The organism is Oceanimonas sp. GK1 (genome assembly GCF_000243075.1).
Taxonomy (GTDB): domain Bacteria; phylum Pseudomonadota; class Gammaproteobacteria; order Enterobacterales; family Aeromonadaceae; genus Oceanimonas.
Genome location: NC_016745.1, coordinates 3,447,334 through 3,466,560, shown reverse-complemented (window position 1 = coordinate 3,466,560; position 19,227 = coordinate 3,447,334). Strand labels below are relative to the sequence as shown.

Sequence of the window (19,227 nt, the reverse complement as noted above, 5' to 3'; positions counted from 1 at the left end):
CCCGCCACGGCCCTGAACAGGGCCAGTTGCGCGCCGACCATATGGCCAGCGCGCCGTTAGCCTTCTGCTTTTGCTTTTTCCGCCGGTTGCCCCGGTGGCCGAAGATGGCATTCCCGAAAGATGCGAGCGGTGCAGGTGCGGCATACCTCGGCGTCGAGCTGATCGTAGATGCGGTGAATGGCCTGGCCCTTGTTGATAAACACATGATCCCGGCGAATGTCGTCGAGCCGGTTGTTGCGCAACAGAAAACGCAGCACTCCTTCCCGCAGGTTGCACAGGTAAAGGTCGCCGCCCAGCTCGCGCCGGCGTTCGGCTTCCTGCACCAGCATGTCGGCGCCCACCATGTCCACAAAGTTGATGCCGTTGCCCACGATCAGCAGTCGGGGCTCGCGAATGGCCTGCAGGTATTCCTGCACGTGGTTGACCGCGCCAAAGAACAGCGAACCTTCAATGCGCACAATACGCAGCTGGGGGCAGTAGGGCAGGCGACGGCGTTCGGCGTTGACGAAAAAGGGATGCTTGCTGTCGGGATCGGGCAAAATCGACACCACCCGAGGAGTGGAGGTGCGTTTGAGGTAGAACACCAGCGACAGGATCACCCCGGTGTAAATGGCGAATTCCAGCTCCACCAGCAGGGTAGCGGCAAAGGTCGCGGTGAGCACCGTGGTCTCGGAGCGGGAGCCGCGAATAATCAGCCCGATATGGTGAACGTCGATCAGATTCCAGGCCACCACCAGCAGCAGGCCGGCCATGGCCGGCAGGGGCAGCCAGGTGGTGATGCCCGGGATCAGCAGCAGGATCAGCAACAAAAAGCCGGAGGCGAAGATGGCCGCCATGGGGGTGCGGGCGCCCGAGGTGTAGTTGATGCCGGTGCGGGTAAAGGAGCCCGACGAGGCGTAGCAGGAGAAGAAGGCGCCCACCAGATTCGACAGCCCCTGGCCAATGAACTCCTGGTTGTCGTCCAGGCGCTGGTGGGAGCGGCTGGCAATGGCCCGGGAGATGGCAGCGGCTTCCACCAGCCCCAGCAGGCTGATGGCCAGTGCCCCCGGCGCCAGGGCACTGATGCTGGCCAGGCTGAAGTCCGGCAGGCTTAAGGGCGGCAGGCCGGCGGGAATGGCGCCCACCAGGGCAATGTGTTCATGATCGGGATCAATCAACAGCGCCAGGCCGCTGGCCAGGGCCAGGGCGATCAGCATATTGGGCCAGCGTGGCCGCCAGCGTTTGATGCCCACACAGGCCGCCACGGTAAACAGCGCCACCGACAGGCTGTAGTAATCCACTTCCGTTAAGTGATGCAGCAGTTGCCACCAGGTGCCGGTGACGCTGCCATTACCGTCTACCGTAATGCCGAGCAGGGTGGGCAGCTGGCTGGAGGCGATCACCACGGCGGCACCGGCGGTAAAGCCGATCACCACCGACTGGGACACGAAGTTCACCAGCACCCCGAGCCGGGCAAAGGCCAGCACCAGCTGGAATACCCCCTTCATCAGGGTCAGGGTCAGCGCCAGGGCAATAAAGGTGGCGGTGCCGGGCTCGGCCAGCGGGCTGACCGAAGTAAACACCACCACCGACATGGCGGCGGTGGGGCCGGAAATCAGGTGCCAGGAAGAGCCGAACAGGGCCGCAATAATGGCGGGCACAATGGCGGCGTAAAGGCCGTATTCCGGCGGCAGGCCGGCGATCAGGGCATAGGCCACCCCCTGGGGCAGCACCACGATGGCGTTGGTCAGGCCGGACTGGGCGTCGGCCCGCAGGCTGGCCGGGTTGACCAGGGGCCACCAGCCGAGAAAGGGCAGCAGGCGCTGCCAGCGTGAACAATAGCCGGCCGTCGGCTCGGGCATGAGACTCCTCCCTGGTTCCATTCATCGGGGGTAACTGGCCTTTGTGGCCCGGTTAACCCTTTATTAACGTCGGTGAAAACGTGGTGCCGAGTGCCACCGCATTCAGTATACCAGCCGATGTCGTGGCTGAGGGCGTGGCAAGCCCTGCACAAGGAGCCCTGTGATGACCTTTGTTTCCTTTGATCCCGGTACCGGTCGGGTACTGGCCCACCATGCCGGTATGAGCGCAACCCGGCTGGAGCAGAGTCTGGCCCTGGCCCATGAGGCGACCCAGGAGTGGCAGCAGGTGGCCCCCGCTGAGCGCGCGGCCCTGCTGTTCCGGCTGGCCTCGACGCTGTCCGCCGAGCGCGACCGCCTGGCCCGGGAGCTCTGCCTGGAGACCGGCTCCCTGCTGGCCGATTGCCTGCAGGAGGTGGAACGCTGCGCCGAGGAATGCGCCTATTTTGCCGCCCATGGTCAGGCCATGCTGCCCTCGGCGCGCAGCCAGCATGGCCAGTTGCCGCTGGGGCTGATGCTGGCGCTCACCGCCGGCCCGGCGCCCCTGTGGCAATGCTTTCGCTTGCTGGTGCCGGCACTGATGGCCGGCAATGGCCTGCTGCTGAAGCCGGCGGAGCATTTGTCCCGTTTGGTGGATGTGCTGGCGCGGCTGCTGGCCCGGGCCGAGGTGCCGGAAGGGCTGGTGACGCCGCTGCGCATTAGCAAGGAGCAGGTGGCCGGCCTGGTGGCGGATCCGCGTATTGCGGGGCTGGCCTACAGCGGCGAGCGCAAGGGCGGGGCGGCCATGGCGGCCCTGGCGGGAGCCCAGCTCAAGCCGGTGCGGCTGGAGCTGGCCCGGGCGGATGTGCAACTGGTGCTGGATGATGCCGAGCTGGAGCCGGCGGTGGAGTCGGTGCTCAACAGCTGTTTTCGCTATCGGGCCAGCTGGCGCCAGAGCGAAGGCGGCGTGCTGATCACTCCCGCCCTGGCAGACGCCTTTCTGGAACGGCTGACCGCCCGGTTGACGGGGCTGCGCACCGGCCGGCCCGACGAGCCGGGAGTGGCGCTGGGGCCGCTGGCCAAGAGCGGTCAGCGGGAGTGGCTGGAGCGCCAGTTGCGCGAGGCCGAACGCCGGGGCGGGCGCATTCGCTGTGGCGGTTACCTGCCCGACGAGGAGGGCTGGCATTATCCGCCGACGCTGATTGAAGGCACGGACCCCGCCATGACGCTGTTTCCCGCCTGGCCCGCCGGCCCGTTTTGCGGCGTGCTGCGGGTACCGGATGAGGCGGCCATGTTGGCGCTGTGCCGGCAGCTGTCTGCCGACGGCATGGCAGCTATCTGGACGCAGGACCGAAGCCGGGGCGAGCGGCTGGCCCGGGCGCTGCCCTTTGACCTGTGCCGGGTCAATCCGGATCCTTATCACGGTCGGCACTGGCCGCCCGATGCAGACCCGGCCCGGCGTCCGGCGCTGAAGGAATTCTGCCGGGGCAAGACGGTGCTGGTATCGGTCTGACCCGGTCTGGCCGACCCGGTCTGATCAACTGGTACCAGTATGAAAAGTGAACTGGCCCTGTTGGTTGTTGGTGGGCCGGGCTAGACTTGCCGGCCTGTTGCTCGACCCGGTCGCCGCCGGGGCTGCTCAAGGAAGAAGGCTTGCAGCAACAGTGTTCTCCGCCAGTGAGCGGAGTGTGTTGAATGACGAACTTCCGAGCGAGCAGCAATGAGCCAACTCTATCCGACCCTTGCCCAGATGGGTATTACCTCCTTTGACAACATCAGCCGTTACCAGCTCAGGCGTGAGGGCCGGGCGGACGTGCTCAAGATTTATTACCACAGGCCAAAGGGCTCGCTGCTGTCGCGCAGCAAGAAATTCACCTTTGCCCGCCCGGGGTCGTTGGGACCGGTGGAGTTTCAGAAAACCGAGCAGTGGCACAGTCTGGAAGACACCAGCCCGGTCCTGCGCCAGGCCTTGCTGGAGCTGCACTGGTTACTGGGCAGTGAGGTGAAAACAGATGAGGCCACCGCCGACACCAAACAGCAGTTGCTGGCGGATCTGGAGCACATGGAGCGGGTGATGCAGGACAAGCTGGACGAACTGCGCCGTCAGATAGAAGCGCTGAAGTAATCGGGAGGAGTGCGAAGCAACAGTGCGGTTGCGCTCCGCCGACATGCTACAAGCCCATCCCTGGGCCGCTCGGCAAATGGCATCCCTGACATTTGACGGTCGGCTACGGCAATCCCCACTGCTGCTTCGTGTCACATCTGCGTTGTCTGTATGATGCAGAGCACAGTGGCCTTGTTGTTTGTTACGCCTGGACCGCCTGCTGCTGGCGCAGCATGGACTCGGCCATTTTCCTGCCAAACAGCTCCATCACCGCGGCTTCGTCGTCGCCGGCTTCCTGCAGGGCCGCCACCATGGCTTCCAGAGTGGGCTGCGTCTTTTCCACCAGTTGTTGCACATACTGCTCAGCGCTGACGCGGGTCAGGGCTTCATATTGTTCAAACAGGGTGGCAAGTTCCGGGCTCAGTGTCAGGGTAAGGGTTTGTGCTGCCATGACGGCTCCTTGTCTTGTTGTAATGTTCACAGGTAGTGGCCCCACTCTAGAAGGGCCCGTGTGCCGGCATTAGCACCAGCCGGCCTTGTTCCATGGGACCAGCTGGTCTTAAGCTTGCGCGGTAACTGGCTCTAATGGGAACCGGCGCCAGCGGCTAGCCTTTGGGTTAATAAAATGTAAAGGGTTTGTTTTGTAAACGGAGGTTGTTATGAGTCAGGCTTACCCCACGCTCGCCGCCATGGGCATTGAAGACACCGGTGCCATCAGCCGTTTTCGCCTGGGTGAGAGCGACACCCACAAGGTGCTCAAGATCTGGTTCGAACGCGGCCCGGACTCCTGCCTGCCCGCCAGCCTCAAGTTTCATTTTCCCCGGGTTATCAACCGGGAAGTGGCCCAGACCCTGGACAGCGCCATTGAAGAGCTGGAGCAGTTGCTGGGCCGGGAAAGCTCCCGGGAGCGGCTGCTGCTGGAGCTGGGGCGTTTTGAGCGGGTGATGAACGACAAGATGGCCGAGCTGCGCCGGCGCATGAGCCGGTTGGCGGGGTGAACTGACCCTCTCGGTCATTCCGGCGAAAGCCGGAATTTTTTCAAGGCAGGCAGCAAGATACCGGGTCAAGCCCGGCATGACGGGACACAGCCAACAAAAAAGCCACCGCAATGCGGTGGCTTTTTGCTTTCAGTGACAAGTGCTTACATAAAGATAAACTTGGCGACGAAGATGGCGCTCAACACATACACGCCCACCGACACCTTGCTCGCCTGGCCGGTGGCCACTTTCAGCACCGTGTAGGAGATGAAGCCCATGGCAATGCCGTTGGCGATGGAGAAGGTCAGCGGCATCATCAGGGCGGTGATGGCGGCCGGGGCCATTTCGGTGTAGTCGTGCCACTCGATGCTGGCCAGGCTGCTGGTCATCAGGAAGGCCACGTAGATCAGGGCTCCGGCGGTGGCGTAGGCGGGCACCATGCCGGCCAGGGGCGCCAGGAAGATGGACAGCAGGAACAGGGCCGCAATGGTCACGGCGGTGAGGCCGGTACGGCCACCGGCGGCCACGCCGGCGGAGCTTTCCACATAGCTGGTAACCGGTGGACAGCCGACAAAGGTGCCGATAACCGACGAGGCGCTGTCGGCCTTGAGGGATTTTTTCAGGCCTTCAATGGTGCCGTCGGGGCGACGCAGGTGAGCGCGTTCGGCCACGCCCATCAGGGTGCCGGCGGTGTCGAACATGTTCACAAACAAAAACGCCAGGATCACGGTGATCATGCCCACGTCCAGGGCGCCCATGATGTCTAGCTTGAACAGGGTCGGGGCCAGGCTGGGCGGCGCGGCAAAGATGCCGTTGTATTCCACCAGTCCCATGCCCAGACCAATCAGGGTGGTGCCGAGCACGCCGATCAGCACGGCGCCGAATACCTTGCGGTGAGCCAGCACGGAGATGATCAGGAAACAGAGGACGGCCAGCCAGGCCTGAGGCTGGGTCAGGTCGCCGGTGGTCAGCAGGGTGGCCGGGCTGTCGGCAATGATGCCGGCGGTTTTCAGGCCGATAAAGCCCAGAAACAGGCCCACACCCGCGGTCATGGCATAGCGCAGTGACTCGGGAATGGCGTCGAGCACCCATTCACGAATCTTCCAGAAGCTCATGGCGGTAAAGATGATGCCGGACCAGAATACGGCGCCCAGCGCCACTTCCCAGCTGTAGCCCATTTCACCGACCACGGTGAAGGCAAAGAAGGCATTCAGGCCCATACCCGGCGCCAGGCCCACCGGCCAGTTGGCGTAGAGCCCCATAAACAGGGTGGCAATGGCGGCGCCAATACAGGTGGCCACGAAGACCGCTCCCGCATCCATGCCGGAGGCAGACATAATATTGGGGTTGACGAAAATGATGTACGCCATGGTGATAAAGGTCGTCAGACCGGCTACCAGCTCGGTTTTGACGGTGGTGCCATGGGCGCTCAGTTTGAACAGCTTGTCCAGCAGCCCCCCGGAAGCCGGGAGTGTTTGAGAGGTTGGCTCGTGCTTGGCGTGTTCCATAACCGGAAGTCCTCGTGGGTAATTTTGCAGACTGCCCATGCCGCCAGTCTTCCTTGGGCCGGCGGCATGAGCAGGAGCCGTCTGCGACCCTTTAGCTACCGCGATAGGTGGAGTAGCTGTAGGGCGAGATCAGCAGGGGTACGTGATAGTGCTCTTCGCCTTCGGCAATACCGAAACGGATAACAACGTCATCCAGGAATGCCGGCTCAAGCAGTTCAATACCTTGTTTCTTGAAATAAGGAGAGGTGTGGAATACCAGCTGGTATTTGCCGGCAACATAGTCAGCACCTTCCAGGATGGGGGCATCGGTACGGCCGTCGTGGTTGGTGTAAACGGTGTTGATCAGCGTGGTTTGCTCGCCGTCAACCTTGTACAGCTCAACCTTGATGTCGGAGCCGGGCAGGCCCTTGGCAGTATCGAGTACGTGAGTAGTCAGTCTTCCCATTTTCAAGTTACCTTGCGCATTACTGCGTCTTCAAAGTCCAAGGTACTGCCGACGGGTAACGCCGGCAGAAGTATTTTTACATCAAGATAAACAGCGCGTCTACATTATCTTAACATCGAGACATGTTTTTTTGAGCACTGCGTCACATTTTTCAATGCGGGAATCTTGATCCGTTGCCGATTGTCTTTGCTTTGTGGTCGCAAAGCAAGAATGCGGCGGGCTTCCGATACAAAAACTAAACCTGTTATTTACATAAGTTGATTTTATTGTATACAATGGGAAGATTGTGACGACCGTCAAACTCTCTTTTCCCGGCTGTATTTGGCCGGCATGTAATCCTTTGTTTTTTTAGGAGTTTTCAGATGAGCCAAAACAAAGACTATCCCCGCGATCTCGTCGGGTATGGTGCCAACCCTCCTCACCCGCAGTGGCCCGGTGATGCGCGTATCGCCATCAACTTTGTTCTGAACTACGAAGAAGGCGGTGAGCGCTGTGTGCTGCACGGTGACGGTGAATCTGAAGCCTTCCTGTCGGAAATGCCGGCAGCCGTGTCTTTCCCGGACGCGCGTCACATGAGCATGGAGTCCATCTATGAGTATGGCAGCCGTGCCGGTGTCTGGCGCCTGCTGCGCCTGTTCAAGCGCTACGACATTCCGCTGACCATCTTCGCCGTGGCCACCGCCATTGAGCGTTACCCGGAAATCGCCAAGGCGTTCATGGACGAAGGTCACGAGATCTGCTCCCACGCCTACAAGTGGATCACCTACCAGTTCATGAGCGAAGAGGAAGAGCGCGAGCACCTGTATAAGGCGCTGGAAATCTTCGAGCGCGTCTGTGGCGAACGTCCGCTGGGCTGGTACACCGGTCGCGACAGCCCCAACACCCGCAAGCTGGTGATGGAAGAGGGCGGTTTCCTGTATGACTCCGACTCCTACGGCGACGACCTGCCGTACTGGGTAGACAACAACGGCAAGGGCCACCTGGTGATCCCCTACGTGATGGACACCAACGACATGCGCTTTGGCCAGGGTTGCTACAACACCGGCGAAGAGTTTTACCAGTACCTGAAGGATGCCTTCGACGTGCTCTATGAAGAAGGCGCCGAAGCACCCAAGATGCTGTCCATCGGCATGCACTGCCGCCTGCTGGGCCGCCCGGGCCGTATGGCCGGTCTGGAGCGTTTTATCAAGTACGCCCGCAGCCATGACAAGGTGTGGTTTACCCGCCGCATCGACATTGCCAAGCACTGGCATGAGCACCATCCCTACAAAGGAAACAAGTAATGAGCCTGTTCAAGACCTGCAAGCCCAGCACCATGGGCCGCGACGAGTTCGTCAAGATCTTCGCCGACATTTACGAGCACTCTCCCTGGGTGGCCGAGCAGACCTTTGACCAGGGCCTGACCGAGGCCGACAACGAGATTGAGCAACTGCACGCCCGTATGTGCACTGTGCTGCTGAATGCCGACAAACAAGCTCAGCTCGACCTGATCAACGCTCACCCGGATCTGGCCGGCAAGGCTGCCCAGCGCGGCGAGCTGACCGAAGCCTCCACCAACGAGCAGGCCGGTGCCGGCATCAGCGAGTGCACCGCCGAAGAGTTCGAGCGCTTCACTTACCTGAACAACGCTTACAAGGAAAAGTTCGCCTTTCCTTTCATCATGGCGGTCAAGGGCTCCAACCGTCACCAGATCCTGGCGGCCTTTGAAGAGCGTATTCACAACGACTACGACACCGAGTTCGATCGCGCCGTGAAAGAGATCAACAAGATTGCCCTGTTCCGTCTGAGCGACATGTAACACGGCCGGCGGGGCCGGCAGGCCCTGCCTTCTTTCTTCTCTGCAGGAGGCAGCAATGATCAAAACTCTCAAGATCGAGCCGCTGACCAAGGAAGCCTTCGCTCCCTTTGGCGACGTCATCGAATCCGAAGGTCGTGACTATTTCATGATCAACAACGGCTCCACTCAGCGTTACCACAAGCTGGGTGAAGTACAGCTGGACGAGCAGGGCCAGGGCATCATCAGCATCTTCCGTGCCGAGACCCTGGAATACCCGCTGCAGATCAAAATGCTGGAGCGCCATCCGTTCGGCTCCCAGTCTTTTATTCCGCTGTTCGGCCACGACTTCCTGCTGGTGGTTGCCCCGGTGGGCGACGGCAGCATGAACATCGACCCGGCCACCGTGCGCGCCTTCCGCGCCAGCGGTCGCCAGGGCGTGAACTACCACAGGGGCGTATGGCACCATCCGATCATGGCGCTGCGCGACAACGACGAGTTCCTGGTGGTGGATCGCAGCGGCCCGGGCAACAACTGTGACGAGTTCTTCTTTGACGAGTCGGTGCAGCTGACCGTTGAGCTCGACTGACAGCGTCCCTGACGCCGGTCATGCCATCAAACCCCGTATCGTGAACACGATACGGGGTTTTGTTATTCAAGCGGGATGAAAAGAGGTTGTTGAGCCGTTGTTTGCCATGTGTTATTTCTATATAAAGAAATATCATATGGAGATACTGCATGGATGCCGTCACAATTGGCTGGCGCGACCGCCTGCTGATGAACCTGCCGCTGAAGCACAAGCTGATGCTGACCTGCTACCTGGCCGGCGTGTTATTGCTGGCGCCTTCCCTTTATGTGCTCTGGCTGACCTGGCGCCAGCCCGCCGCGTTACCCCTGAGGCTGCCCGATCCGGCATGGCTGCTTGCCGCCAGTGCTGGCGGCCTGGTGTTGCTGTGGCTGGTGGCCCGCGCCGTGAGTGCCAACCTGCTGCCACTGCTGGCGCACATTGAAGGGGTGATGAGCTCCGTGGCGTCGGGCGGCCTGGAGCGCCGGGTCGGGTTTTCCGGAGAAGACGAGTTCGGGGTGATCGGCTCGGCCATTGATGCCACCCTGGATCACCTCTCGGGCACCCTGACGCTGGTGGAGCAGGCGGTGGGCGGTCTGCATGGCGCCGTGGGCGCCATTGGCGAAACGGTGGAACATACCGGCCAGGCGGTGGGAGAGCAGCATCGTCAAATTGCCGCCTGCCGCACGGCGGTGGCCGGGCAGCACCAGAGTCTGCAGCAGGTCGCGGTGCACTGCCGGCAGGCCAGTGAATGGACCGGCCAGAGCCATGCCGAAGCCGCGACCACCGGCCAGTACATGCAGGAAGCCATGGACGGCATCAGCCGGCTGGAGGCGGACAGCGCCACCACATTGCAGGAAGCGGCCTTGCTGGGCGATACCCTGACCCGGGTGGCCACGGTCGTAGACACCATTAAAAGCATTTCGGAGCAGACCAACCTGCTGGCGCTCAACGCCGCCATCGAGGCGGCCCGGGCCGGTGAACAGGGGCGGGGCTTTGCGGTGGTGGCCGACGAGGTGCGCACCCTGGCCCGGCGCACTCAGGATGCCACCCAGGACATTCAGCAGATGATTGATGCCCTGAGTGAGCGGGTAGAGCGCAGTGCCGGCCTGATGGCCGCCAATGCCCAGGTCAGCGGGGAGGCGGCAGAAAAGGTGCGTTCCGGGCTGGCGGCGCTGGAAGGTATTCAGCAGCGTTCGGCGGGGCTGAGCAAAATGAACGGCGACATTGCCGAGGCCATTTCGGCCCAGGAGGCGGCCATGAACGAGCTGGACGCCTATCTGGCGCGACTGTGGCAGCAGGCCGAAAGCTCCCAGCCCCTGCTCGACAACCTGGAGCGGGAAGGGCGGCAAATCCGCACCATTGCCGAGGGGCTGACCGGCAATATGGCGCGCATTCGCCGCCGTCAATCCTTGCCGGACTGAGCCTGCGGCCCGGGGTGGCCTTGCTCTTCCCGCTCCCGGCCGTTGAACTCGCGCATGAAAATGTCCCAGAACACCAGAAACAGCGCGGCCACCAGTGGGCCGATAACAAAGCCGTTCACGCCCATCAGGCTGATGCCGCCCAGGGTGGAAAACAGCACCAGGTAGTCGGGCAGCTTGGTGTCGCGGCCCACCAGCAGCGGGCGCAGCACGTTGTCGGCCAGGCCGATCACCAGGGCGCCAAATGCTACCAGTATGCTGCCCGACACCCAGGCCCCGGTAGCGAACAGGTAAATGGCCACCGGCAGCCATACCAGGGCCGCGCCAATGGCCGGGATCAGTGACAGGAACGCCATCACCACCCCCCACAGCAGCGGGCCGGGAATGCCCAGCACCCAGAAAATAAAGCCGCCCAGGGCGCCCTGGACCATAGCCACCAGTATGTTGCCCTTGACCGTGGCCCGGGTGACTTCCGAAAACTTGGCAAACAGGGTGCGCTCCCGGGCATCGCCCAGGGGCAGGGCCCGTACCAGCAGCTCGGTGAGCTGATGGCCGTCGCGCAGCAGAAAAAAGGCCAGGTACAGCATCAGCGCCACGTCCACCACAAAGGTAAAGGTACTCTGGCCGGCGGTGAGGGCCTTGCCCGCCAGCAGCTTGCTGGCCGCCACCGCGGCTTCCGACAGTTTCTCGCGCATACTGTCCAGATCGATGCCCAACCGCGCCAGCAGATCGGGCAGCAGCGGAAAGGCGGTGCGGATCTGCTCCAGCAGATTGCCGGGGCTGATTTCACCCTGGTCGAGGCGCTGGTACAGCAGCAGCCCCTCCTGGGCAAAGGAGGCGGCGATAAACAGCACCGGCAGCACCACGATGACCACGCAAATGGTCAGGGTCAGCAGCGCCGCCCGGTTGGGCTTGGGGCCGATGCGCGCGATGATGGCGTTTTGCAGCGGGTAAAAGATCACGCTGATGGCGCAGGCCCAGAAAATGGCTCCCCAGAAGGGCTTGAGCACCAGCCCGAACAACAGGCTGACCAGCAGCAGGGTAAACAGAAAAGAGCGGCGTTCCAGTTTTTCACGCATAACGTCAGGGATCCGAAGCAAACGGATCCCCAGTGTAAAGAAGGGGCACTGAAGTGGCCAGTGAATGCTGAGGCCGGCGGCCGGGGCCGGCCTCGGGTTTAGCTGGTACGGTAGCGGCCCACCAGCTGTTGCAGCCGGCCAGCCAGATCGCCCAGCTGGCGGCTGGTTTGGGTCGCCGCCTTGGAGCCGGCATTGGTCTGCTCGGCGATGGCCACAATCTGATGCACGTTGGTGTTGATGCTTTCCGATACCTGGGTCTGCTCTTCCGCGGCACTGGCGATCTGGGCGTTCATCAGGTTGATGGTATTGACCGCGGTGCCGATGTCGAGCAGGGCCTCGTCGATGCGGCGGGCTTCGGTCACGGTGTGACTGCTGCCGTCGCGAATGGTCTCGATGGCCTGCACCGCCTCCTTGGCCCCCTGCTGCAGCCGGGTGATCATGGTGTGAATTTCTTCGGTGCTGGTCTGGGTGCGGCCGGCCAGGGTGCGTACCTCGTCGGCCACCACCGCAAAGCCGCGGCCCTGCTCGCCGGCCCGGGCCGCCTCAATGGCGGCGTTGAGTGCCAGCAGGTTGGTCTGCTCGGCCACGCCGCGGATCACATCAAGTACGGTGCCAATCTGCTCCGACTCCTGCCCCAGCCGCTGAATGATGTCCACCCCGGCGGCCACCTGGTTCTCCAGCCCGTCGATCACCGCAATGGCGCCCTGCAACTGCTGCTGGGCATTGTTGACCAGGCGCTCGGCCTGCTCGGCGGCCTCGGCGGCGTTGGCGGCGCTGCTGGCCACTTCCTGGGCGGTGGCCGACATCTGGTTCATGGCGGTGGCCAGCTGGTCACTCTCGTGATGCTGGCGGCCGATGCCGACCTCGGTTTCTTCCATAAACCGCTGCAGCTCCTGGCTGGCCTGCTGCAGGGTGTCGGCGGAATGGCGGGTGTTCTGCACCAGCTCGCTGATCTGGCCGGCGAACTGGTTAAAGGAGCGGGCCAGGGTGCCCAGCTCGTTTTGCTGATCGGCGTCGAGCCGGCGGGTCAGATCCCCTTCCCCCTGGGCGATGTTTTCCATGGTGTGCACCGCCTGACGAATGGGGGTGTGAATACCCCGGGCAATGACCAGGCCCACGGCGGCGATCAAGGCCAGCAGCAGGGAAGCGGACAGCGCCGAGTTGATCAGGCCCTGGCGTACCGAGGCCGACAGCTCAGTTTCCAGCTGAGCCACGGTGGCGAGCAGATCGTCGATGTAAAAGCCGGTGCCCAGCAGCCAGTCGGTGCCGGGCACCGGCATGATGTGGGCCAGCTTGGGAGAGCCTTCCCGGGCATCGGGCTTGGGCCAGCTGTATTCCACATAGCCGCCGCCATTGCGGCCAAGCTGAATATACTCCCGCACCAGGTGGCGGCCATCGGGGCTGGTGGAGTCATAGTAGTTGTTGCCTTCCCGGGCCGGGTTGTCGGCGCTGACCACCTGCACACCGTCGTGGTCGTAGACAAAGAAGTAACCGGTGCCGTTGTCGAAGCGCAGCCGGCGCAGCTGCTCCTTGGCAATGTCGGTGTCGCCCCGGGCCAGCAGCGGCTGAATGCTGGTGATGGCCAGCTCCATGTAGTTGGACAGCTGTTGCTTGCGAGACTCAAACAGGGATTGATGCAGGCTCTGACCGCTGAGCTCCTTGAGCCGCAGCGACTGGGATACATTGACCCAGGTACTGACGGCGGCCAGCAGCAGCAGCGGCAGCAATGCCAGCAACAGAATTTTTTGTCTGATGGAAAGTCGCTTCATCCTTGATCTCACCCTAGTTTTGTTTACATCTTTGTATCATTTTGTTTTCTGAATGTCATTCCGACTAATACAAAATACGGCTCGGCCAGTGCGCAGTCGGTACAGGGTTAACGGCAGGAATCGTCCTGGCTTGAGCCGGGGGTGCTTTCAAGGCCGCAAACCAGTGGTTATGATGGGCCCACTGCTGCATCAACGGATTTTTCATGGACTCCACCATTCTCGCCGGCCCCCTGCTTCGCCGGGCCGAAACCCATCGCCTGGTGTTCTGGCTGGCCAGCCGCGAGGCCCTGGGCTTTCGCCTGTGCCTCCCCGGTCGTGAACCCTTGGCGTTTTCCGATAAGGCGCATCGGCAACTGCGGGTGGGAGAGTCATGTTTTATTCAGTTGCTGGATCTGACCCTCGACGAGCCCCTGCCCACCGATACCCGGCTGCCCTACGATCTGCAGTGGCGCCGGCCGGGAGAGTCTCACTGGCACGGCATGGCCGAGTGGGGCGGAGAGCTGTGTTACGACGGCGAAGAGCTGCCCAGCCTGGTGTTGCGGGAGCGGCTTGATGCCATGCTGCACGGCTCCTGCCGCAAGCCCCATCATGCCGCTCCCGATGGCCTGGTGGCGGCGGACGACTGGTTGAGTGAGCGCCACAGTCAGCCGGCCCAGCGTCCGGCGGTGCTGATGCTGAGCGGAGATCAGATCTATGCCGACGACGTGGCCGGCCCCATGCTCACCGCCATTCATCAGCTGATCCAGGAGCTGGGGCTCTACGGTGAGCAGCTCGAAGGCGCCCTGGTGGCCGACAGCGACGAGCTGTTTGCCAGCCCGTTCAATTATTACCGGCGCGAACAGCTGTTGCCCGACACCCAGGCCAACGTGCCGCTGCAAAAGCGCTTTTTTGAAGGGGCGCGCAAGCCCATCTTTACCACCAGCAGCGCCGCCAACCACCTGATCACCCTGGCCGAGGTGCTGGCCATGTATCTGCTGGTGTGGTCGCCGGCGCCCTGGCGGCTGTTGCCGGAGGAGCGACCGCCGCTGGAAGGAGAGCTGGCCGAACGTTATGAACGGGAGCGGGGCCGGCTGGCGGCCTTTGTGGACGGCCTGCCGGCGGTGCGCCGGCTGCTGGCCCATCTGCCCACCCTGATGATCTTTGACGATCACGATGTGACCGACGACTGGAACCTGACCGCGGGCTGGGAGGAAAGCGCCTACGGCCACCCCTTTTCCAAACGGATCATCGGTAATGCCCTGGTGGGGTATTTCATCTGTCAGGGCTGGGGCAATGATCCCGACGCCTTTGCCGGTGCCCCGGTGGAACGGTTGCAGGCCTGGTGCGAGCAGCCCAGCGGCGCCCATCAGGACCGGCTGATCGACTGCCTGCTGAAATTTGACGGCTGGCAATATCAGCTCGACACCAAGCCCCGGCTGCTGGTGCTCGACACCCGCACCCGGCGCTGGCGTTCCGAGTCGAGCCTGAACCGGCCCTCGGGGCTGATGGACTGGGAGGCACTGACCGAGTTGCAGGGGGAGATGCTGCATCAGGAATCGGTGGTGGTGGTGTCGCCCACTCCGGTGTTCGGGGTGAAACTGATCGAGGTGATCCAGAAGATCTTTACCTGGCTGGGCAAACCGCTGCTGGTGGATGCGGAAAACTGGATGGCCCACAAGGGCACCGCCAACGTGATCCTCAATATCTTTCGTCATGCCCGCACCCCGGCCAACTACGTGATCCTCTCCGGTGACGTGCATTACTCCTTTATGTACGACATTCGCCTGCGCCACCGGGGCGGTGAACCCCATATCTGGCAGATCACCAGCAGCGGCATCAAGAACGAATTTCCCCGCCGCCTGCTGGACGTGCTCGACCGGTTGAACCGCTGGCTCTATGCCCCCCGCTCGCCCCTGAACTGGTTTACCCGCCGCCGCCGGCTGCGCATTACCCCTCACTCCCCGGTGGGGGCGTCAAGGGGGGAGCGGTTGCTGAACCGGGCCGGCATTGGTTATGTGCGCTTCAACGAGCAGGGCGAGCCGGTGTGCGTGCAGCAGATCACCCAGAACGGCGTGGTGGACTTTATCGAGCCCGAGAGCCAGCCGGCCCCAGTGCTGGCGCGGCAGCCGGGCCAAGAGGCTGACCGAAGCTGAATTCCACCTGATTGCCGTTGGGATCCTTCACCCCGAAGTAATAGCCCACCGGCCAGGGCTCGTCCCGGGGCGGCCACAGCAGGCAGCCCGCCTGCCGGGCCCGCTCGGCCAGGGCATCCACCGCCTTGCGGCTGGGCAGGGCAAAGCCGAAGTGACGGTAGTCCCGGCTGCCCAGGTGCAGATCCTCGCCGCCGTTCATCAGCACAAACACCAGATCCTGCTCCCGGCCCGGCTCCGCCAGCCAGACAATGGTCTGGGGGCCGCTTTCCCGCCGGTGGGTTTCTTGCAGGCCACAAAAGTCGGCATAAAAGCGCAGGCAGGCATCGAGATCCCGCACATGCAGGGCGAGGTGGGTCAGGCGGGGATAGTGGGTGTCGGTCATGATACCTTCCTGGCGGGTGAGGGCGGTGTGCGAAGTATGGTTGCCGCAAGCAGGCCTGGCCAGGCACCGGGACGCCCGTGCCGGTGGCTGGTAGAATGGTGCTCATAACATCACGACACGAAGCAAGCATGAGCAACTTCACCGGAACCCTGATCAAAATGCCGGCCACCCTGGCCGCTCCCGTGGCCTACCAGCTGGCCCTGGGCGAGCACCGCCTTGACCTGAATGCCCGCCTGGGCCAGCCCATCAAGCTGACCTTTACCGGCAATATTTACTGCGACGCCTGTGGCCGAAAAACCAGCAAGAGTTATTCCCAGGGGCATTGTTTTCCCTGTATGAAAAAGCTGGCCCGCTGCGACATGTGCGTGATGAAACCGGAAACCTGCCACTACTTCGAAGGCACCTGCCGCGAGCCGGAGTGGGGCGACCGCCACTGCATGGTGGAGCACATCGTCTACCTGGCCAACACCTCCGGGCTGAAGGTGGGCATTACCCGTGCTACCCAGGTGCCGACCCGTTGGATTGACCAGGGCGCCACCCAGGCGCTGCCCATACTGAGCGTGGCCACCCGTCAGCTGTCCGGCTTTGTGGAAGTGGCCCTGGCGGACATGGTGGCGGACAAGACCAACTGGCGCGCCATGCTCAAGGGCGACGAAGCGCCGCTGGATCTGAAGGCGCAAGCCGAACGCCTGCTGCCGGAAATAACGGAAAAACTGGCCGAGCTTACCCTCAAATACGGTGAAGACGCCATCAGCGTGCTCGACGAGCCGGTGGTTGAGCTCAGTTATCCGGTGCTGGAATACCCGACCAAAATCACCAGCCACAACTTCGACAAGCACCCCGAGGTGGCCGGCACCCTGCTCGGCATCAAGGGCCAGTACCTGATCCTCGACACCGGGGTGATTAACCTGCGCAAGTTTACCGGCTATGAAGTGACCCTGGACGGAACGGCGCCGGGTGAGGCGGGTTTTTAAAGGAGATAAGGCAGTGGTTACTCGCGGCAGTGGCTTTAAATTTGATGAGATTCGAGGGGTTATCTTCGATCTCGACGGCACCCTGGCCCATTCCAATCCTGACTTTCCCGGCCTGCGCCGTGAGCTGGGAGTGAGCCCGGGCGCCGATGTGCTGGCTCACGTCGACAGCTTGAGCGATGCCTCGGCACGGGAAAAGGCGCTGGCCATCATTCACGAGTACGAATGCCGGGCATCGCATACCTCAAGCTGGGTGGACGGGGCGCAGGAGCTGATCGCGTTTTTACGCGCCAGGTCGCTGCCGCTGGCGATTTTAACCCGCAACATTCCCGAGGCGGCTCAGCTCACCATCAACAAACTGGGCATCGACATCGATCTGGTTTTAACCCGCCACCATGCCAGGCCCAAGCCCCACCCTGAGGGGATACAGCTTATTTGCCGGCAATGGCAGCTGGCGCCCGCCGACATTCTCTATGTGGGGGATTATCTGTTTGACTTGCAGACCGCACAAAATGCCGGCAGCCGCTGTGCGCTGTATTTTCCGGATGCGGTTCCCGATTATGCCCATGAGGCGGACGTGCTGGTGGCCTGTTATCACCGTTTTATCGACGCCTGGCGCCAAGGCGATGAAGGGGCAAAAGGGTAAGTATTCCCTTCGATATCACCCATGAAAAAGCCGGCCCTTGGGCCGGCTTTTTCATGGCATGGCGCGAAGCTGTCAGGCTTCGTCGGCCAGCATGTTTTCGTTGCGGCCCTTGATACGGGTAATGAGCAGGGCGGTGATCACCAGGGTCAGCACCATGCCGGTCACGGTGGACAGGGCCATCGGCAGGCCGGCGCCCAGGGTGGCGGAGTTCAGCAGGAAGCTGATGACTACCGTGGTCATGAACATGGCCGGCAGGGTGGCAATCCAGTGCAGCTTGTTGTGACGCAGCAGGTAGGCCGAGGCGGTCCACAGCATCATCACGGCGGTGGCCTGGTTGGCGACCCCGAAGTAGCGCCAGATAATGCCGAAGTCTACCTGGGTCAGCACGGCGCCAATCACGAACAGCGGAATGGCCAGCAGCAGGCGCTTGGGCAGGCGGGTTTGCGGCAGGTTGAAGTACTCGGCCAGGATCAGCCGGGCGGAGCGGAAGGCGGTGTCGCCGGAGGTAATGGGCAGCACAATCACGCCCAGCACCGCCATAAAGCCGCCCACGGCGCCCAGCAGGCCGGTGGAGGCCTCATACACCACGTTGGCCGGGTTGCCGGCCATGCCGCTGTTCAGGCCTTCCACGCCACCGAAGAACGACAGGGCGATGGCGCACCAGATCAGCGCGATAATGCCTTCCCCGATCATGGCGCCGTAGAACACGAAACGGCCATTGCTTTCGTTTTCTACGCAGCGGGCCATCAGCGGCGACTGGGTGGCATGAAAGCCGGACACGGCGCCGCAGGCGATGGTGATAAACAGCGCCGGCCACAGCGGCATGTCGTTGGGGTTCAGGTTCTGGAAGAAATCCCCCACCTCAAAGCCCGGCAACATGCTGTGCTGGCTGGAGAAAACCAGCGCCACGGTCAGCCCCACCGACATGAAGATCAGCAGGGCGCCGAAGAAGGGGTACAGGCGACCGATGATCTTGTCTACCGGCACTATGGTGGCCAGCAGGTAATACACGAAAATCACGCCTACAAACACCGACACGCTCACGCCGGTGATCTTGGCCAGCAGGCCGGCGGGAGCGGAGATGAACACCACGCCCACCAGCAGCAGCAGCACGATGGCGAACACGTTCATGAAGTTTTTCGCGCCCCGGCCCAGGTATTTGCCCGCCAGGTTGGGCACCGACTGGCCGCCGTTGCGCACCGACAGCATGCCGGAGAAGTAGTCGTGCACACCGCCGGCAAAAATGCAGCCCAGCACTATCCACAGCATGGCGGCGGGGCCATAGAGGGCGCCCAGAATGGGGCCGAAGATGGGGCCGACGCCGGCGATATTGAGCAGTTGAATGAGATAGACCTTGCCCTTGGACATGGGCACATAGTCCACGCCGTCGCCCTGAGCGAACGCCGGCGTCTGGCGCTGAGGCTTGATACCAAACACCTTTTCCACCAAGGTGCCGTAAATGAAATAACCGCCGATCAGCAGGCCGACGCAGAGCAGAAACCAGGTCATCACATCATCCCTCTTGTATAGATGGCCGCCAGTGTAGGCCGGCATAAAGGCGGGAAAAGGGGGACTTGGGTGAGCGGTCGAATCAAGGGGGTAAGCGGTCGGCAGCCGGGCTGAACGATCGCTCAGAT

The 19,227-nt window shown here is 62.4% G+C and carries 18 protein-coding genes; 10 read left to right on the top strand and 8 right to left on the bottom strand.

Translation table 11 applies throughout. The features are described 5' to 3' along the window. Positions 1-56: 56 nt before the first annotated feature. Complete coding sequence (locus tag GU3_RS16265) at positions 57-1,841, bottom strand: SulP family inorganic anion transporter (RefSeq protein ID WP_014293626.1); 1,785 nt, start codon at positions 1,839-1,841, stop codon at positions 57-59. 163 nt (positions 1,842-2,004) lie between these two features. Here GU3_RS16265 and GU3_RS16260 point away from each other — a divergent pair, with 163 nt between their 5' ends. Both GU3_RS16260 and GU3_RS16255 read left to right on the top strand, forming a co-directional pair. Then, complete coding sequence (locus GU3_RS16260) at positions 2,005-3,330, top strand: aldehyde dehydrogenase family protein (protein ID WP_014293625.1); 1,326 nt, start codon at positions 2,005-2,007, stop codon at positions 3,328-3,330. Between the two features lie 207 nt (positions 3,331-3,537). Further along, positions 3,538-3,942: a DUF3461 family protein gene (locus tag GU3_RS16255; protein WP_014293624.1), complete on the top strand. Its 405-nt coding sequence runs from the start codon at positions 3,538-3,540 to the stop codon at positions 3,940-3,942. Positions 3,943-4,123: 181 nt separating this feature from the next. Here GU3_RS16255 and GU3_RS16250 read toward each other — a convergent pair whose 3' ends face one another. Continuing rightward, positions 4,124-4,372 carry a hypothetical protein gene (locus tag GU3_RS16250; protein WP_014293623.1) on the bottom strand — a complete coding sequence of 83 codons (249 nt, stop codon included), beginning with the start codon at positions 4,370-4,372 and terminating at the stop codon, positions 4,124-4,126. Between the two features lie 208 nt (positions 4,373-4,580). On the opposite strand from GU3_RS16250, the gene GU3_RS16245 reads away from it, so the two are divergent. Next, complete coding sequence (locus GU3_RS16245) at positions 4,581-4,919, top strand: DUF3461 family protein (RefSeq protein WP_014293622.1); 339 nt, start codon at positions 4,581-4,583, stop codon at positions 4,917-4,919. Between the two features lie 143 nt (positions 4,920-5,062). Here GU3_RS16245 and GU3_RS16240 read toward each other — a convergent pair whose 3' ends face one another. Continuing rightward, complete coding sequence (locus GU3_RS16240; RefSeq protein WP_014293621.1) at positions 5,063-6,406, bottom strand: NCS2 family permease; 1,344 nt, start codon at positions 6,404-6,406, stop codon at positions 5,063-5,065. Positions 6,407-6,497: 91 nt separating this feature from the next. Beyond that, entirely contained in the window at positions 6,498-6,851 is a 354-nt protein-coding gene (gene uraH / locus GU3_RS16235; RefSeq protein ID WP_014293620.1) for a hydroxyisourate hydrolase, read from the bottom strand. 362 nt (positions 6,852-7,213) lie between these two features. Between uraH and puuE the strand changes: the two genes are divergently transcribed. The 4 genes from puuE (at position 7,214) to GU3_RS16215 (ending at position 10,614) form a co-directional block, all read left to right on the top strand. Then, the gene (gene puuE, locus GU3_RS16230; RefSeq protein WP_014293619.1) at positions 7,214-8,134 is read left to right on the top strand and encodes an allantoinase PuuE; all 921 of its coding nucleotides are present in this window, start codon (positions 7,214-7,216) and stop codon (positions 8,132-8,134) included. Further along, on the top strand, positions 8,134-8,649 hold the full coding sequence (gene uraD, locus GU3_RS16225) for a 2-oxo-4-hydroxy-4-carboxy-5-ureidoimidazoline decarboxylase (RefSeq protein WP_014293618.1): 516 nt from the start codon (positions 8,134-8,136) through the stop codon (positions 8,647-8,649). The genes puuE and uraD overlap by 1 nt, the downstream gene beginning before the upstream one ends. Before the next feature lie 58 nt (positions 8,650-8,707). Next, positions 8,708-9,214: an ureidoglycolate lyase gene (locus GU3_RS16220; protein WP_193372558.1), complete on the top strand. Its 507-nt coding sequence runs from the start codon at positions 8,708-8,710 to the stop codon at positions 9,212-9,214. Between the two features lie 149 nt (positions 9,215-9,363). After that, positions 9,364-10,614, top strand: coding sequence for a methyl-accepting chemotaxis protein (locus tag GU3_RS16215; RefSeq protein ID WP_014293616.1), 1,251 nt, complete (start codon positions 9,364-9,366; stop codon positions 10,612-10,614). Here the strand turns inward: GU3_RS16215 and GU3_RS16210 are convergent. Together GU3_RS16210 and GU3_RS16205 are read right to left on the bottom strand one after the other, a co-directional pair. Next, a complete protein-coding gene (locus GU3_RS16210; protein WP_014293615.1) occupies positions 10,596-11,690 on the bottom strand; it encodes an AI-2E family transporter in 1,095 nt (364 codons plus the stop codon). The genes GU3_RS16215 and GU3_RS16210 overlap by 19 nt on opposite strands. 98 nt (positions 11,691-11,788) lie before the next feature. Then, positions 11,789-13,459: a methyl-accepting chemotaxis protein gene (locus tag GU3_RS16205; RefSeq protein WP_014293614.1), complete on the bottom strand. Its 1,671-nt coding sequence runs from the start codon at positions 13,457-13,459 to the stop codon at positions 11,789-11,791. Between the two features lie 203 nt (positions 13,460-13,662). Between GU3_RS16205 and GU3_RS16200 the strand changes: the two genes are divergently transcribed. Then, entirely contained in the window at positions 13,663-15,591 is a 1,929-nt protein-coding gene (locus tag GU3_RS16200; RefSeq protein WP_014293613.1) for a hypothetical protein, read from the top strand. Here the strand turns inward: GU3_RS16200 and GU3_RS16195 are convergent. After that, positions 15,521-15,973: a VOC family protein gene (locus tag GU3_RS16195; RefSeq protein WP_014293612.1), complete on the bottom strand. Its 453-nt coding sequence runs from the start codon at positions 15,971-15,973 to the stop codon at positions 15,521-15,523. The two genes, GU3_RS16200 and GU3_RS16195, sit on opposite strands and share 71 nt — an antisense overlap. Before the next feature lie 128 nt (positions 15,974-16,101). Here GU3_RS16195 and GU3_RS16190 point away from each other — a divergent pair, with 128 nt between their 5' ends. After that, positions 16,102-16,947, top strand: a complete 846-nt coding sequence (locus tag GU3_RS16190) for a DUF2797 domain-containing protein (RefSeq protein WP_014293611.1) — start codon at positions 16,102-16,104, stop codon at positions 16,945-16,947. Between the two features lie 13 nt (positions 16,948-16,960). Further along, positions 16,961-17,590 (top strand): HAD family hydrolase, encoded by a 630-nt coding sequence (locus GU3_RS16185; RefSeq protein ID WP_014293610.1) that lies wholly within the window; start codon positions 16,961-16,963, stop codon positions 17,588-17,590. A gap of 72 nt (positions 17,591-17,662) precedes the next feature. On the opposite strand, the gene GU3_RS16180 is transcribed toward GU3_RS16185, so the two are convergent. Next, complete coding sequence (locus GU3_RS16180; RefSeq protein ID WP_014293609.1) at positions 17,663-19,099, bottom strand: carbon starvation protein A; 1,437 nt, start codon at positions 19,097-19,099, stop codon at positions 17,663-17,665. Between the last annotated feature and the right edge of the window lie 128 nt (positions 19,100-19,227).